Source organism: Comamonas sp. C24C, assembly GCF_053345995.1.
This window is the reverse complement of record NZ_JBKFBC010000015.1, coordinates 68,467-84,843: the sequence shown is the minus strand read 5'-3', so window position 1 is coordinate 84,843 and position 16,377 is coordinate 68,467. Positions and strand designations below refer to the sequence as shown.

Genomic DNA, 16,377 nt, shown 5'->3' with positions numbered 1-16,377 from the left:
GTTTTTACAGCGTCATGAAGGAAATTTGACGCTTTGCCACCGGGCCCAGGGACTCAGGCGCCGCGATTGCGCATCCAGTCCGCCGTGTTCATGAAACTGGCCTTGAGACGCGTGCGCAAGGCCTCGGGCACCTCGGTCTCGCCCATGGCCTGATCCATGCAGGCCACCCACTGGTCGCGCTCCTGGATGCCGATGGAAAACGGCATATGGCGCATGCGCAGACGCGGATGACCGAAACGATCCTGGTAATAGTCGGGGCCGCCCAGCCAGCCGCAGAGAAACCAGAACAGCTTCTGGCGCGCATCGTCGAGCGTGCTGCCATGGGCGGCGCGCAGCTCCTTGTAGCCAGGCTCCAGATCCATGAGGTCATAGAAACGGGCAACCAGCTGCTGGACTTTGTCTTCGCCACCTATCCATTCGTAGGGGGTATCAAACGGGGGCTTTTCTTCAATCTGCATGTGTAGCGGCTTTGCGAGTCAGTCCCGATTGTCGGACATGCGGCATGTCCGTACCCGAGCGCAGGAATGCGAAAACCCCAACGGCCGTCAGCACCGTCACGCCGGCCAGCACATCGAGCAAGGTGGAAAAAGCCAGGCCATAGGCCTTGAGCAGCTCGGCGGCCGACGCATCCTGCATCAGCGCCTGCGCTCCCTGCATATTGCCGGTGACCAGCATCTGGGCCACGGCCGGGCCCTGCGTCATGGAGGGCGAGAGAGCCGCCAGCTCCCGCGCCAGCAGCGCGGCCAGCGCTGCCCCGACCACGGCCAGGGCAATGCCCTCGCCCGCCACACGCACGGTGCTGAAGATGCCCGTAGCCATGCCGGCACGCTCGCGCGGCACCACGGTCACGGCGAGCCCGTCCATCAGCCCCCAGGGCAGGCCTATGCCCAGACCGATCAGCAGCAGCGGCGCGGCCATCTGCGCCAGGTCCGAGCCGGGGACGCAGCGGCCCAGCCACAGCAAGCCCACGGCACAGACCAGCAGTCCCGCCCCGCACAGCAGGGCGGCCGACAGCCAGCGCGCAAGCCAGCCCGCCAGCAGCGGCACGCACAGCATGGGCAGCGACAGCACGAACATGCGCTGCCCGGCCGCGAGCGGGGCCAGGCCTTCCACGCCGATGAAGCGCAGTGGCAACAGCACCAGCAGCACCACAAAGGCATAGGCCGGTGCTGCGGCCAGCAACTGCACACCGACAAAGCGCGGATAGCGGAACAGCGACAGGTCCAGCATGGGGTGGGCGCTGCGGCGCTCGATCTGTACAAAGGCCGCTGCCACCAGCAGGGCAACCGCCAGGGGCAGCCATGTGCGGCCATGCGACCAGCCCGTTTCCGGGACTTGCAGCATGCCCCAGGTCAACAGCGCCAGCGCCAGCGTAAACGACAGCGCGCCCGGCAGGTCCAGCCGCTGCGCCTGCGGATTGCGCGATTCCGGCATATGGCGCAGGCCCAGCAGCAGCGCCGCGAATGCTGCTGCGGCGGCGCTGAGCATCACGCTGCGCCAGCCCCAGCTCTGCAGCAACCAACCCGACAGCAAGGGCCCGAAGGCCAGTCCCACGCCAAAGGAGGTGCCCACAAAACTGAAGGCACGGGTACGCCGGGCACCATCGTAGGCCTGGGCCAGCCCGGCGGTGCCTGCCGCCAGTGCAGCGGCCGCGCCCAGTCCCTGCAGCGCCCGCAACAGATCGAAGCCGATGATGGCCCCCTTGCCTTGCAGGCAGACCTGCAGCAGCACGCTGCCCACCACGACGGCCAGCCCCGCAAGAAACACGCGCCGCCGCCCGTAGACATCGGCCAGTGCTCCTGCCGCCATCAGCGTGGCGCCGAAGCTCAGCATGAAGGCATTGGTGACCCAGTTCAGCGCCAGAGGGCCGCCGCCCAGTGCCTCGCGCAGCGCTGGCAGTGCCACGGCCGGCCCGGTAAAGCTCAGCGGCATGGCCAGAGCAGCCAGGCAGACTGATAGCAGCACCCAGGCAGGCGATGCGCGGCGGGCGCAAACCGGAAGATCCGCCGGTGGGCAGGATGGAGAAGTGGAGCAGGACATGGAGGACTGGCTTCGTGAATCAATCAGACATGAACGATAAAAGCGCTCCAATCAAACGAAAATAGCGTTAAAACTCCCAACAATCCCAACCAAAGGTTGCCAATCACCATGGACAGCTTCAGCGGACTTGAGTCCTTTGTGCGTGCCGCCGATCTTCTGAGCTTTGCGGAGGCCGGCCGCGCGCTTGGCATCTCGGCCTCGGCCGTGGGTAAGAACGTGGCGCGGCTGGAGCAGCAACTGGGCCTGCGCCTGTTCCATCGCACCACACGCCAGGTGCGTCTGACGCAGGAAGGCACTCTGTTTCACGAACGCTGCCGGCGCATCCTCGACGAGCTGCACGATGCACGCGCGGCCATGCAGGCCGCCGCCGAAGCGCCGCGCGGACGGCTGCGCGTGAGCCTGCCCACCATCGGCTACCGTTTTCTGCTGCCCGTGCTGCCCGAATTCCAGGCCCTCTATCCCGAGGTGGAGCTGGATCTGGACTTCAACGACCATCTGGTCGATGTCGTCGAAGCCGGGCTCGATGTGGTCATCCGTAGCGGCGAGCTGGCCGATTCGCGGCTGGTGGCGCGCCGACTCGGGCCGTTTCGCTTCATTCTCGCGGCCTCGCCGGCCTATCTGGCCGAGCGCGGCCTGCCGCTGACGCCGGCCGACCTTGCCGGACACAGCAGCCTGCGCTATCGCTTTCTGAACAGCGGCAAGCTTGAGGAGTGGACGCTGCCCGGGCTGCCGGCCATGCCCATCTCCCTGGTCTGCAACAACATGGAAGCCATGCTGGGCGCAGCCGTCTCAGGCCTGGGCCTGGCCTATATGCCCGACTTCCTGGCCCACGACGCACTGGCGCGTGGCGAGCTCCAGCAGGTCCTGGCGCAGCAGCTCACGCATAGCGGGCAGTTCTCGGCACTCTGGCCTTCCAGCCGTCAGCTCTCGCCCAAGGTCCGGGCTTTTGTGGACTTTGCGAGCGAGCGGCTGTTCAAGGGCTAGCCTTAGAACGTTCTTATTCCGCCGCCTGGCGCAGCGTGATCATCACGGGACGGCTGACTACCTCGCGCAACGCCCACCAGCCGGCCAGCCAGGCCAGCAATGCGCCCGCCAGCGCGCCCACCAGCGGCACCCACCAGAGCACATTCCACTCGAAATCAAACACCCAGCGCGCCAGCGCCCAGCCCACGGCCAGGGCCACGCAACTGGCCAGAAAGCCGGCCATCAGGCCCACTCCGGCCAGCTCGGCGCTCTGCACCTGCTGCAGCAGGCCCGACCGGGCTCCCACGGCGCGCATGATGGCGTATTCGCGCGCTCTTTCCTCACGCGTGCCGGTGACGGAGGCAAACAGCACGACCAGACCCGCCACCAGCGTGAAGCCGAACAGGAACTCCACGGCGCGTATGACCTGGTCCATCACCTGCTGCACCTGGGCCAACGTGCTGCTCAGGTCGACATTGGTGATGTTCGGAAATTCATTGACCAGTGCATTGTCAAAGCCCTTGATGTCGGGCGCGCGATAGGCCGCCAGATAGGTCACGGCCACGTTCTCCAGATGCTGCACGGGGTAGATCACAAAGAAGTTGGCGCGCATGGAACTCCAGTCCACCTTGCGCAGGCTGGTGATGCGGGCCTCGCTCTCCTCACCGCCGATATCGAAGCGCAGCGTATCGCCCAGCTTCAGACCCAGGGTCTTGGCGATGCCTTCCTCCATGCTGATCGCGCCCTGCTCGCCCGCCTGCCAGCGGCCGCCCACGATCTGGTTGTGATCGGGCATGGCTTCGGCGGTGGAGATATTGAACTCCCGGTCCACCAGACGCTTGGCACGATCCTCCTCATAGTCCTCGGGGCTGACGGCCTTGCCGTTGACGGCAATCAGCCGGCCGCGAATCATGGGATACCAGTCATAGCTGTGCACGCCGGCCTTCTTCAGCGCGGCCTGAAAGTCCTGCGCCTGATCGGGCTGGACATTGATGACAAAGCGATCGGGCGCATTGGCCGGCGTGGCCTTGCGCCAGCTGGCAATCAGATCGGTGCGCAGCAGCACCAGCAGCACCAGGGCCAGCAGCCCTACCGCCAGCGAGCTGACCTGCACCACGGCGTACACGGGCTTGGCCGAGACCTGGCGCGTGGCCATGACCAGCCAGCGCGGCGCCGTGCTCTCGTTGACCACCTGGCGCAGCAGCTTGACGGCCAGCCAGGCCAGGCCCGCAAACAGCAGCACGGCGACGGCAAAGCCGCCCACGGCAATCAGGCCCAGCTTGATGTCGCGGCTGGCCACCATCAGCAAGGCCGCAAAACCCGTAACGCCCACACCCAGCACCAGCCACGATGCGGGCTTGAGCGCCCCCAGGTCGCGCCGCATCACGCGCAGCGGCGGCACCTGCGCCAGCTGCAGCACGGGCGGCAAGCCAAAGGCCAGCAACAGGGTCAGCCCCATGCCCATGCCGAACAATGCGGGCCACAGGCTCGCCGCAGGCAGGGCAGACTCGACCAGTCCGGCCAGCAGCCAGACAAACACATGGTGAACGGCCCAGCCCAGCAGCACGCCGGCCGCGCTGGCAGCCAGGGCAATGCTCACGAACTCCACCACATAGGCCAGGGCAATGCGGCGCTGGCTCTGGCCGAGCACGCGCAGCATGGCCGACGCATCGAGATGGCTGTTGGCAAAGGCACGCGCGGCCAGTGCCACGGCCACGGCCGACAGCAGCGCCGAAAGCAGCGCCACCAGGCTCAGGAATTTCTCGGCCCTGTCCAGGGTCTGGCGCATTTCGGGGCGGCCGCTTTCCAGCGATTCCACACGCACGCCATGCAGGCTCTTGGCCAACTCCTGCGCCCAGCCCAGATAGTCCTGCGCGGCCCGCTGCGCGCCGCGCCCGGCATCTGCCTGCGCCGCCACGGCCAGCCGATAGGTGATGCGGCTGGCGGGCTGCACCAGGCGCGTTGCGGGCAGGTCGGCGCTGTTGATCATCACGCGCGGGGCAAAGCTCATGAAGCCCGCGCCTCGATCGGGCTCGATGGCAATGATGTGCGAGATACGAAAGCTCGCATCGCCCAGCAGCAGTTGGTCGCCGAGCTTCAGGCCCAGCGCCTCCAGCAGCGGTGCATCCACCCAGGCATGGTCGCGTTCAGGAATCGCCCTGACTTCCAGGTCTGGCTGACCGGGTCCCTGATTCAGGTGTAGCACGCCGCGCAACGGGTAGCCGGGGTCCACGCTTTTGAGCGCCACCAGGCGGCTGGCTCCGCCCTGCTCCTGGGCGGCCCGCGCCATGGTCGGAAAGCTGGCCGTGGCCACGGTCTGCAGTCCCTGCTGCTGTGCCTGCTGCACGAAAACCGCGGGGGCGGGGTTGTCGCTGACCACCACCACATCTCCGCCCAGCAGCTGACGGGCGTCGCGCTGCAGGCCGGCCTGCAGGCGGTCGGCAAAAAAGCCCACCGAGCTCAGTGCCGCCACTGCCAGCAGCACGGCCACGATGATCAGGCGCAGCTCGCCAGCGCGCAGATCGCGCCAGAGATTGCGCAGTCCCAGAATCCAGACAGATGATGCTTGCATGGTCTGCACGATAGCGCAGCGGCCTGCAGCCATGCCAAAACTGCATGGCAATTCCCTGCCGACCGAAGACGATAATCGATGCCATCGGACGGAGACCAGAACGTGGAAGCAATGTTGATCGTGGCCCTGGGGGCCGCTGTGGCGGGGTTTGTGCAGGGGCTTTCGGGCTTTGCCTTCGGCATGGTGGCCATGTCCTTCTGGGCCTGGGTGCTTGAGCCGCAACTGGCGGCCGTGCTTTCGGTGTTCGGCTCCCTCACGGGCCAGATCATCGCGGCGTTCACCGTGCGGCGCGATTTCCACTGGAAGTCGCTGCTGCCGTTCATCGCGGGCGGCCTGGTCGGCATTCCCATGGGCGTGGCCGTGATGCCGCATCTCAATATGGACTGGTTCAAGCTTGGCCTGGGCTGCCTGCTGGTGCTGTGGTGCCCCACCATGCTGCTGAGCGCCCACCTGCCCCGGCTGACGCTGGGCGGCGGCCTGCTGGCCCGCCTGAGCGATGCGGTTGCGGGCCTGATCGGTGGCGCCATGGGCGGACTGGGCGGCTTCAGCGGCACCGTGCCCACGCTGTGGTGCACGCTGCGCGGCTTTGAGCGCCATGTGCAACGCACGGTGATCCAGAACTTCAACCTCTCGGTGCTGGCCGTGACCATGACCAGCTATCTGGCCACCGGCCTGGTCAAGCCCGCCATGTGGCCCTCGTTCGCCATCGTGCTGCCGGCCGTGCTGGTGCCCGTGATCTTCGGCACCCGCGTCTACAAGGGCGTGAGCGATGCGCGCTTTCGCCAGATCGTGCTGAGCCTGCTGACCTGCTCGGGCATCGCCATGCTGGCGGCATCCGTGCCGCGGCTGTTCCTGGCGCCCTAATGTAAAACTGCCTACGGCAAGGCTGATCGCAAGCCACTACCATCTGCGGCATGAATGCCGCGCCTACTGCCCCCACACCTGAACTGACCGCCTTTGCCCATGCCATCCCCAAGATGGAGTTGCACTGCCACCTGCTGGGCACGGTCAGAAAAAACACCTTCATTGAACTGGTGCAGCGCGCCAAGGCGCCGCTGACTCCCGAAGAGATCGAGGCTTTCTACACACGCGGCGAAAAGCCCGTGGGCGTGCTGCGCGTACTGCGCGCCCTCGACGAGTGGCTGCTGCAGACGCCGGCCGATCTGGAGCGCATCACCTATGAATACCTGCAGGATGCCGCCGCCCACCATGTGCGCTATGCCGAATTCTTCTGGAACCCCACGGGCACGGTGCAATGCTCGGGCATGAGCTATGCCGTCGCCCAGCAAGCCATTCTGGCCGGCGCCGCAGCCGCACAAAAGGATTGCGGCATACGTGGCCGCCTGGTGCCGTCCATCGACCGCGAAGCCCCGGCCGAGGCCGCCGTGCAGATGGTGCAATGGATGCTGGACAACCGCCATGACGATGTGCCCGGCATCGGCATCGACTACCGCGAAAACGAGCGCCCGCCCGAGTTGTTTGTCGAAGCCTATGCACTGGCGCGTCGCAACGGCCTCAAGACCACGGCCCATGCCAGCGAGTTCGGCCTGCCCTGGAACAATCTGCAGACCGCCATCGAGACTCTTAAGGTGGATCGTGTCGATCATGGCTACACCGTCATCGACAACCCGGAACTGGCCCGGCGCTGCGCCGATCTGGGCATTGTGTTCACCGTGGTGCCGACCAACTCCTACTATCTGCGCACACTGGCCCCCGAACGCTGGGCGCTGGATCATCCGATACGCCAGATGCCCGGCCTGGGCCTTCGCGTACACCCCAACACCGACGACCCCACGCTGCACCATGTGAACCCCACGGGAGCCTGGACCAAGATGGTCAGCGACTTCGGCTTTTCAGTGGCCGACCTCAGGGACTTCATGCTCAACGGCATCGATGCGGCCTGGATAGACGAGAGCGAAAAGCGCAGCCTGCGCCAGCAGTGGGGCGCCGAGTTCGATGCATTGAGCCGCACACACCACTTCTAAACAAATATTGCCAAAGCGCTTGCCCTTCAAGCGCTTTCAGCTATCAAAATCGATTCCAGCCGGTATAACGCCTGCCTCCTCTCTTAACGATCATCTGCCCTATGCCGTCAGACAAGCCCGCCAGCCTTGAAGAGATTCAGGCGTCCATTGCCAAGCTCAGAGTCACCGAACAGCAGCTCGAAGCCACCGCGCAGAAGTACGAGAGCAAGATGCAAAGCTCGAGGAAATGGAACTATCTTGCCGTGGCCATGGCTGTGGTGGTCTGCGCCGTGGCCTGGATCAACCAGGCCTCGCCCTGGCTGCGCTGGGGCGTGCTGCCCGTGGTCCTGTTCATGGTGCTGTTCTTCGAAGGCATGCGCCGCTTGCTGGGAGTGACCATGCAAAGCAGCATGCGCCAGCTCAAGACCCAGATTCGCACACTGGAAACCAAGACGGCCGAGGTACAAGCCACAGTGAAAGATCAGCCATGACTGCCGCCAAACCCGTTCGCGTTCTGATGGTCTGCACTGGCAACATCTGCCGCAGCCCCACAGCCCATGGCGTGCTGGAAAAAATGGTTGCAAATGCGGGTCTGCAGCATCGGGTGCAAGTGGACTCCGCCGGCACGCACGGCTATCACGTGGGCGAGGCCCCCGATGCCCGCAGCCAGCAGCATGCACTCCGCCGGGGCTATGACCTCAGCGGGCAGCGTGCGCGGCAGCTGACGAAGCAGGATTTCGACGCTTTCGATCTGGTGCTGGTGATGGACAGCGCCAATGAAACCGCCGCCCGCCGCCTCGCCAGTCCTGCACAGCAAGAGCGCCTGCATCGACTGACCGATTACTGCCAGCGCTTCGGCGACCAGGAAGTGCCCGACCCCTATTACGGTGGCGAACGCGGCTTCGAGCATGTGCTCGATCTGATCGAGGACGCTTGCCAGAACCTGCTGCAAACCATCGCCCAGAATCGCCAGACCTGAATGGAGATCTCCATGGATTTGCCGAAATTTCGTCTCAGCCCCAATGCCTATGCGCTGGATCTGTTTGTGGCAGAAAGCGGTATCTGCTCCTGCTGCGGCCAAGCGCGTGAGCTCAAGTACAACAGCTCGTTTTACAGCCGCGAAGAGCCTGACTATCTCTGCCCCTGGTGCATTGCCGACGGCAGCGCAGCCCAGCGCTACGAGGGTGAATTCAACGACTACCTGGGCATTGAAGGCGTGAGCGCCGATCCCGACGAACCTGACAGCATCGTCATGGATCGCGTGCTGCTGCTGGAAGTCTGCGAACGCACGCCCAGCTATCACAGCTGGCAGCAGGAGCAATGGCTGGTGCATTGCGATCAGCCCTGCGCCTTTGTGGGCTACACCGACCATACCGAAATCAAGCAGCTGGAGCAGGAGTTGCAAGCCGATATTGCCAACATGCCAGAGCGCTATCTGCAGGCCATCAGCAAGACCGGTGATCCGGTGGGCGGTTACCTGTTTCGCTGCGTGAGGTGCGGCACGCACCGGCTGCACACCGATTGCAGCTAAAGCATGAGCACAGATGGCCTGCAGGTGGAATGCAGCCACCATATCGACGCCAGTGAGCCCGATGCCGAGGGCTTTTACGAGTACTACTACGAATACGACATCTACCGCTTCACGCTGGGCAATCTGAGCCTGGTGGTGCGCAGCTACAGCGACACCAGCGCGCAGGCCAGTGTGCTTCGCCTGGAGGCAGCGGGTAAATCACGCGCCTTGCAGTTCAAGGACTTGCAGCGGCCGCTGCTGCTGCAGGCCAAGGCTCATCTGCACACCTTGGATAAACAGGATCTGCGCTGGTTCAACCCAAAATATGCGCGATACGATCCGCTTTGAGCAGGTAAGCAGGTAAGCAGGTAAGCAGGTAAGCAGCTTCAGGCACCCGTACGGCGCCCCCAGTTCATCACTGCCGTTCCCAGCACGGCCATGGCGCCACCCAGCAGCATGGAGCCGTCAACGCTTTCTCCCAGCAGCAGGGCCGAAAGCAGCACACCGATCACCGGCACCAGCGTGATATAGCCCGAGGCGGCGCCCGCGCCCAGCGATTTGACGCCCGCGAAGTACCAGGCGTAGGCCAGGGCCGTGGAGCCATAGGCCATGAAGACCATGGCGGTCCAGGCCGTGCCACTGGCCTGAAATGCCGAAGCCAGCCCCTGCGGGCCTTCCAGAACCAGGCTGGCGGCCAGCAGCAGCATGGCGCCGAAAATGGAAGTCACGGTGGTGGCAGCCAGTGCATCCACGCCTGCCAGCATGGCGCGGCCGATCAGCGTGTAGCAAACCCAGCAGGCCACGCAGCCCAGAATCAGCATCTCGCCCGCCCCAACCGTTCCGTTGAGCAATTGCATGGGGTCGCCATGCGAGATGACTACCACGGCACCGCAGGCCGCCAGCAACATGCCCAGGGCAATGGTGATGTTGATGCGTTCCTTGAACAGCCACACGGCAAAGGCCAGCGTGACCACCGGATTGAGCGTGATGAGCAACGCCGCCTTGCCCGCAGGCAGATGCTGCAGACCGGTGAGGAAAAAGCTGGCGTAGCCGAACACCCCGGTCGCGCCTGCGGCAAACATGCCCAGCCAGGTCTTGGCAGACCAGTGCCTGAGAGCACCCAGCCCGCCTGAGAAATACAGCCAGGGCAGCAACAGGGTCGCGGCCAGCAAAAAGCGCAGCGCCGATGCCGCCAGCGGCGGCATGTTGAGCGCCAGAATGCGGCCTGCCGGCCAGGAAGCACCCCACATCAGGGCCATGCCCAGAAGACGCAGATGTGCACTCATCAGAGAGCTTTTGACGGATTCGGAAGTCATGAAGATGGCCAACAAAAAAAGCCGCGGCCATTCGATCGCGGGCAGCGGCTCAGATCAGGGATCCAAGAGCGTGTTTACGATCTCTACGCAGCCGCGTTGGAGCGCAATCGGGACGAGTTCGAAGCGATGGATAGCCGCTTGCACCGCGGTGCAAGCAAGAGACAGCGCACAGAAATCGCCCGATTTCGCTCCAACCCTCCGGGACAGTGTCTTTGCGGGCGCCCCGTCAGGGGCGATCTGCGGCGTTGCCTCACCGGCCGCGCGAATCCTCGCAATAGCACGGCTATTGCTGCGGTATCGCGCGCGGGGGGCCGCCCCCTTGCATTCCATCCCGCAAAGCCCTCTGTCGCGGCGCGAGGAGATCGTAAACACGCTCTAAAGAATATACCCGCAACACATTCCGGATGGATGCATGGCGCTGCTGTCTAGCGCACTGCGCTATGGCTGCACAGGCTCCAGCAGCGCGGCATGCTTGTGCAACGCATCGCGCACCAGAGGCCGCAGCTGAGCGGCCTCGGAAGGCTCGTTCAAGGTCGCCAGAATGCGAAGCCGCATGCGCGGCTCCCAGAACTTCTGGATATGCTGGGCCACACCATCCAGCGCCTCGTCATGCTCGGGCATGGCCTCGAAGAACTCGGCTATGCGATTGGCCATGCGGATCAGGTTGTTCACGTCCATCACTGACCTCCCATCTCCATCTGCGCCGCGGCCAGATGACCGAGCTGCTGGTCGTTGAAATGCCTGTAGCCTTGCTGCCAGCTTGAGGGCTGAGCCACTGGCAATACCTGCACGGCCGTCACCTTGTACTCGGGGCAGTTGGTGGCCCAGTCCGAACTGTCGGTGGTGATCACATTCGCACCCGACTCGGGGAAATGGAAGGTGGTGTAGACCACACCGGGCTGTATGCGCTCGGTCACCGTGGCGCGCAACACCGTCTGGCCGGAGCGGCTTTCAATGCCCACCCAGTCGCCATCGCGGATGCCACGGTCCTGTGCGTCATGTGGATGAATCTCCAGCCTGTCCTCGCCATGCCACTGGCTGTTGGCCGTACGCCGAGTCTGCGCGCCCACGTTGTACTGCGAGAGAATGCGCCCCGTGGTCAGCAGCAGCGGAAAGCGCTGCGTGACCTTTTCATCGCTGGCCACATACTGCGTGATGATGAAGCGGCCCTTGCCACGTACGAACTTGTCCTTGTGCATGATGGCCGTGCCCGCCTCTTCGGTGCCCTCGTTGCAGGGCCACTGCACGCTGCCCAGACGCTCGATCCTCTCGTAGCTCACGCCCGCAAAAGTGGGTGTCAGGGCCGCGATCTCGGCCATGATTTCGCGCGGATGACCGTAGTTCATGGGATAGCCCAGCGCATTGGACAAAAGCTGCGTCACCTCCCAGTCGGCATAACCGGCCAGCGGCTGCATGAGCTGGGTCACGCGCGAGATGCGGCGCTCCGCATTGGTGAAGGTACCGTCTTTCTCCATGAAGGAAGATCCGGGCAGGAATACATGGGCGTACTTGGCCGTTTCGTTGAGGAAGATGTCCTGCACCACCACGCATTCCATGGCCGAAAGCGCTGCCGTCACATGCTGGGTGTTCGGGTCGGACTGCACGATGTCCTCGCCCTCGCAGTACAGCCCCATGAAGCTGCCTTCCAGCGCGGCCTCGAACATATTGGGAATGCGCAAGCCCGGCTCGGGACTGAGCTTCACGCCCCAGGCGCCTTCAAATGCGGCTCGCGTGATGCTGTCCGAGATATGGCGATAGCCCGGCAGCTCATGCGGAAAGCTGCCCATGTCGCAGGAGCCCTGGACATTGTTCTGGCCGCGCAAGGGGTTCACGCCCACGCCTTCGCGGCCTACATTGCCCGTGGCCATGGCCAGATTGGCAATGCCCATGACCATGGTCGAGCCCTGCGCATGCTCGGTCACGCCCAGACCGTAATAGACGGCGGAGTTGACCTGCCTTCCCTGCGGATGATCCGCACGGCCCAATGCATACAGCCGCGCCGCACCGCGCACCAGCTCGGGAGCCACGCCGGTGATGTCGGCCGTGGCCTCGGGCGAGTTCTCCGGCCTGGCAACGAACTCCTTCCATTGCGCAAAGGACTTGGCGTCGCAGCGCTCGTCGATATAGGCATCGGCCAGCCAGCCCTCGGTGACGATCACATGGGCCAGCGCCGTGATCATTGCCACATTGGTGCCGGGCCTCAGCTGCAGGTGGTAGTCGGCCTTGACATGGGGCGAGTTGACGAGCTCTATCTCGCGCGGATCGATCACGATCAAACCAGCGCCGGCACGCCGGGCGTCGCCACGCAGCCGCTTTTTCATGCGCGAGCCGAACACCGGATGCGCCGCAGTGGGATTGGCGCCAATCACCATGATCACATCGGAGTGCTCGACCGACTTGAAGGTCTGCGTGCCTGCCGACGTGCCATAGGTCTGGCCCAGGCCATAGCCCGTGGGCGAGTGACAGACACGCGCACAGGTATCGACATTGTTGTTGCCGAAGGCGGCGCGGATCAGCTTCTGCACCAGATAGGTTTCCTCGTTGGTGCAGCGCGACGAGGTGATGCCGCCAATCGAGTCCCGGCCATGCTTGGCCTGGATGCGGCGGAATTCGCTGGCCGCATGGCCTATCGCCTCCTCCCAGCTCACTTCGCGCCAGGGGTCGGTGATCTTCGCGCGGATCATGGGCTGGGTGATGCGGTCCTTGTGCGTGGCATAGCCCCAGGCAAAACGCCCCTTGACGCAGGCATGACCTTCGTTGGCCTTGCCGTCCTTCCAGGGCACCATGCGCACCACCTGCTCGCCCTTCATCTCGGCCTTGAAGCCGCAGCCCACGCCGCAGTAGGCGCAGGTGGTGATCTCGCTGTGCTCGCTCTGCCCCAGCTCGACCACGGTCTTCTCCTGCAAGGTGGCCGTGGGGCAGGCCTGCACGCAGGCGCCGCAGCTCACGCAGTCGCTGGCCATGAAGCCGTCGCCCTGGCCTGCCGTGATGCGAGACTCGAAACCGCGTCCGCTGATCGTCAGTGCAAACGTGCCCTGCGTTTCCTCGCAGGCGCGCACGCAGCGATTGCAGACAATGCACTTGCTGGGGTCGTAGTTGAAATAGGGATTGGAGGTATCGACCTCGGCCCTGGCTTCGCCCTTGAAGTGGTTGGCTCCATCCATGCCATAGCGCACCTCGCGCAGACCGACCACTCCGGCCATGTCCTGCAGCTCGCAGTCGCCGTTGGACGAGCAGGTCAGGCAGTCGAGCGGATGGTCGGAGATATAGAGCTCCATCACGCCCTTGCGCAGCTCCTGCAGCTGCGGGCTCTGGGTGCGCACGTTCATACCTGCTTCGGCAGGCGTGATGCAGGACGCAGGAAAGCCCTTGCGCCCCTCGATCTGCACCAGACACAGCCGGCAGGAACCAAAGGGCTCCAGCGAATCCGTGGCGCAGAGCTTGGGCACCTTGATGCCACCATCGACGGCAGCGCGCATCAGCGATGTGCCCTTGGGCACGGTGACCTCGCGACCGTCGATATGCAGCGTGACCCGTTCCTCGGACAGGCTGGCAGGCGTTCCGCAATCGGTGTTCTTCAGATGTTCCAGCATGGCTCTCTCCTCAGGCGGGGTTCACGGTCTGCACGGGCTCGATACCGAAGTCCTGCGGATAGTGCTGCAGCGCAGAGCGCACCGGATAGGGGGTCATGCCGCCCATGGCGCACAGGCTGCCGTGCTGCATGGTGTCGCACAGGCTCTCGAGCAGCGCCACATTGGCCGCATGCTCGGCGCCGCCTAGACGCGTGATGCGGTCTATCACCTCCACCCCTCGCGTGGAGCCGATGCGGCAAGGCGTGCATTTGCCGCAGGACTCGATGGCGCAGAACTCCATGGCATAGCGCGCCAGCTTTGCCATATCGGCGCCGTCGTCATGCACGACCAGACCGCCATGACCGACCACATTGCCCTTGGCGGCATAGGCTTCGTAGTCCAGCGGATCATCCCAGTCCTCGGGCGCCACATAGCTGCCCAGCGGGCCGCCCACCTGAATGGCCTTGATGGGCCGGCCGCTGGCCGTGCCTCCACCAAAGTCCTGCACCAGCTCGCGCAACGTCAGGCCGAAGGCTTTTTCCACCAGCCCACCTTGCGCAATATTGCCGGCCAGCTGGAACGGCAGCGTGCCGCGCGAGCGACCCATGCCATAGCCCTGATAGAAGGCCGCGCCCCTGGCAAGGATGATGGGCACGGTCGCCAGCGTGATCACGTTGTTGATGACCGTGGGCTTGCCAAACAGGCCTTCGATCGCGGGCAACGGAGGCTTGGCACGCACAATGCCGCGCCTGCCTTCGATGCTCTCCAGCATGGCGGTCTCCTCGCCGCAGACATAGCTGCCCGCACCCTTGCGCACCTGCAGCTGGAACGCCTTGCCGCTGCCGGCCACATTGTTCCCCAGCCAGCCCGCGGCACTGGCACGTGCAATCGCCTCGTTCAGCACCGCAATCGCATGCGGATATTCGCTGCGCACATAGATATAGCCCTGCGTCGCACCGACGGCCAGTGCAGCGATCGCCATGCCCTCGATCAGGCAGAACGGGTCGCCTTCCATCAGCAGACGGTCGGCGAACGTGCCCGAATCGCCTTCGTCGGCATTGCAGGCAATGTATTTCTGCGGCCCTGCTGCAGCCGCCACGGTCTTCCATTTGATCCCCGCCGGAAATGCTGCACCGCCGCGACCGCGCAGGCCGGACTCCAGCACCTGCTGGACGATGGCTTCGGGCGCCATGACCGCAGCGGCCCTGAGGCCTTGCCAGCCGCCATGGGCCTCGTAGTCCCGCAGGCTCAGCGGATCAACGATGCCCACGCGAGCAAAAGTCAGGCGCTCCTGCCTGGCCAGATAAGGAATCTGCACGGTCAGCCCATGGCATAGCGCATGGGGGCCGCCCTGCAGCATGCCGGCATCCAGCAGGCCCGGCACGTCAGCTGCCTGAACCGGGCCGTAGGCCACACGGCCCTGCGCAGTCTCGACCTCGACCAGGGTCTCCAGCCACAGCAGGCCGCGCGAGCCGTTGCGTACCAGCTCCACCGCCAGGCCTCGCGCCGCGCACTCGCGCTGCAGCGCCTCGGCCACCGCATCCGCTCCCACAGCCAGGGCCGCAGCATCGCGCGGCACATAGATACGCGCGGCAGCGATAGCTTCATTTTCGATAGCTACCCGCGTTTTATCCACCTTGGTTTCAAGCTGTTCTTGCTGTATTTCTGCCAGCAAGGCGTCGAGCCGGCCCTCGGTCATCCGTGCATGGACCTCGCTCTCGTCGACCATCACGGCCGGCGACTGGGCGCACAGCCCCAGGCAGTAGACAGGCTCCAGCGTCACGCTGCCATCGGCGCTCGTGTCATGGGCCTGGCAGCCCAGTGTCGTTTGCGCATGGGCGAACAGTGCATCGGCACCGCGCGACTTGCAGGCTTCGGCCCGACAGATCTGGATCAGCGTCCTGCCATGCGGCTGCTCGCGCAAATGCGGGTAATAGCTGACAACACCATGGACCTCGGCACGCGAAAGATTCAGGGCCTCGGCAATGGCCGGCACGGCAGCGCGCGGCATAAAGCCCAGCGCATTTTGCAGGGAGTGCAGCAACTCGATCAGAGAGCCAGGGCGCGATGCATGGTCGGCAATGGCGTGCTCGAGGGCTTGGCGTTCATGACCACCGAGTGCGGAACCGGCACTGGCGGCTCCGTCGAAGGTGATGGGAATGATCTTCCCTTGAATGGCTGGCATGGGTGACCCTACTGGCTTTCATTGGGGAAGCGGCGCGGTATGTTCCGCAGGCGCTTTGTCTCTCCTGACATTTCAAGCCCTGAGCGGCAAGCCGTCAAATTCATATTCCTGATTGCACCATTCAATGCGCAAATGAGCTGACAGCCTGCGCCGATGTACCTGCAGTCCATGATGTGCCCCTTGCTGCACGTGCCGCCTTGACGCAGTTTTGCAGCGTCTCGTCCATGCAGCTGGCTTGTCGCAAATCACGGTAAT

Annotated in this window: 14 protein-coding genes; 7 read left to right on the top strand and 7 right to left on the bottom strand. The window is 64.5% G+C overall.

Features of this window, described 5'->3' with window-relative positions:
• Positions 1-53: 53 nt before the first annotated feature.
• Together ACLBXN_RS22635 and ACLBXN_RS22630 are read right to left on the bottom strand one after the other, a co-directional pair.
• Positions 54-458 carry a group II truncated hemoglobin gene (locus tag ACLBXN_RS22635; protein WP_003052030.1) on the bottom strand — a complete coding sequence of 135 codons (405 nt, stop codon included), beginning with the start codon at positions 456-458 and terminating at the stop codon, positions 54-56.
• Positions 448-1,932, bottom strand: a complete 1,485-nt coding sequence (locus ACLBXN_RS22630) for an MFS transporter (RefSeq protein ID WP_447613679.1) — start codon at positions 1,930-1,932, stop codon at positions 448-450. Before ACLBXN_RS22630 ends, ACLBXN_RS22635 begins: the two co-directional genes overlap by 11 nt.
• Positions 1,933-2,148: 216 nt before the next feature.
• Between ACLBXN_RS22630 and ACLBXN_RS22625 the strand changes: the two genes are divergently transcribed.
• Positions 2,149-3,024 (top strand): LysR family transcriptional regulator, encoded by an 876-nt coding sequence (locus tag ACLBXN_RS22625; RefSeq protein WP_447613642.1) that lies wholly within the window; start codon positions 2,149-2,151, stop codon positions 3,022-3,024.
• Positions 3,025-3,037: 13 nt separating this feature from the next.
• Here ACLBXN_RS22625 and ACLBXN_RS22620 read toward each other — a convergent pair whose 3' ends face one another.
• The gene (locus ACLBXN_RS22620; RefSeq protein WP_211456832.1) at positions 3,038-5,608 is read right to left on the bottom strand and encodes an ABC transporter permease; all 2,571 of its coding nucleotides are present in this window, start codon (positions 5,606-5,608) and stop codon (positions 3,038-3,040) included.
• Positions 5,609-5,653: 45 nt separating this feature from the next.
• Here ACLBXN_RS22620 and ACLBXN_RS22615 point away from each other — a divergent pair, with 45 nt between their 5' ends.
• From ACLBXN_RS22615 to ACLBXN_RS22590, 6 genes are all read left to right on the top strand, one after another.
• Entirely contained in the window at positions 5,654-6,439 is a 786-nt protein-coding gene (locus ACLBXN_RS22615; protein ID WP_447613641.1) for a sulfite exporter TauE/SafE family protein, read from the top strand.
• Between the two features lie 50 nt (positions 6,440-6,489).
• On the top strand, positions 6,490-7,560 hold the full coding sequence (locus ACLBXN_RS22610; RefSeq protein WP_447613640.1) for an adenosine deaminase family protein: 1,071 nt from the start codon (positions 6,490-6,492) through the stop codon (positions 7,558-7,560).
• 101 nt (positions 7,561-7,661) lie between these two features.
• Positions 7,662-8,030, top strand: a complete 369-nt coding sequence (locus tag ACLBXN_RS22605; protein ID WP_447613639.1) for a hypothetical protein — start codon at positions 7,662-7,664, stop codon at positions 8,028-8,030.
• Positions 8,027-8,518: a low molecular weight protein-tyrosine-phosphatase gene (locus ACLBXN_RS22600; protein ID WP_447613638.1), complete on the top strand. Its 492-nt coding sequence runs from the start codon at positions 8,027-8,029 to the stop codon at positions 8,516-8,518. Before ACLBXN_RS22605 ends, ACLBXN_RS22600 begins: the two co-directional genes overlap by 4 nt.
• A 12-nt stretch (positions 8,519-8,530) precedes the next feature.
• Entirely contained in the window at positions 8,531-9,070 is a 540-nt protein-coding gene (locus ACLBXN_RS22595) for a CbrC family protein (RefSeq protein WP_447613637.1), read from the top strand.
• Between the two features lie 3 nt (positions 9,071-9,073).
• Complete coding sequence (locus ACLBXN_RS22590; RefSeq protein ID WP_447613636.1) at positions 9,074-9,397, top strand: hypothetical protein; 324 nt, start codon at positions 9,074-9,076, stop codon at positions 9,395-9,397.
• A 38-nt stretch (positions 9,398-9,435) separates the two neighbouring features.
• Here ACLBXN_RS22590 and ACLBXN_RS22585 read toward each other — a convergent pair whose 3' ends face one another.
• The 4 genes from ACLBXN_RS22585 to ACLBXN_RS22570 form a co-directional block, all read right to left on the bottom strand.
• Positions 9,436-10,365, bottom strand: a complete 930-nt coding sequence (locus ACLBXN_RS22585; protein WP_447613635.1) for a DMT family transporter — start codon at positions 10,363-10,365, stop codon at positions 9,436-9,438.
• A gap of 438 nt (positions 10,366-10,803) precedes the next feature.
• Positions 10,804-11,043, bottom strand: coding sequence for a formate dehydrogenase subunit delta (locus ACLBXN_RS22580; protein WP_447613634.1), 240 nt, complete (start codon positions 11,041-11,043; stop codon positions 10,804-10,806).
• The gene (gene fdhF / locus ACLBXN_RS22575; RefSeq protein ID WP_447613633.1) at positions 11,043-13,958 is read right to left on the bottom strand and encodes a formate dehydrogenase subunit alpha; all 2,916 of its coding nucleotides are present in this window, start codon (positions 13,956-13,958) and stop codon (positions 11,043-11,045) included. Before fdhF ends, ACLBXN_RS22580 begins: the two co-directional genes overlap by 1 nt.
• A gap of 10 nt (positions 13,959-13,968) precedes the next feature.
• Positions 13,969-16,122, bottom strand: coding sequence for a formate dehydrogenase subunit gamma (locus ACLBXN_RS22570; RefSeq protein WP_447613632.1), 2,154 nt, complete (start codon positions 16,120-16,122; stop codon positions 13,969-13,971).
• Positions 16,123-16,377: the final 255 nt, after the last annotated feature.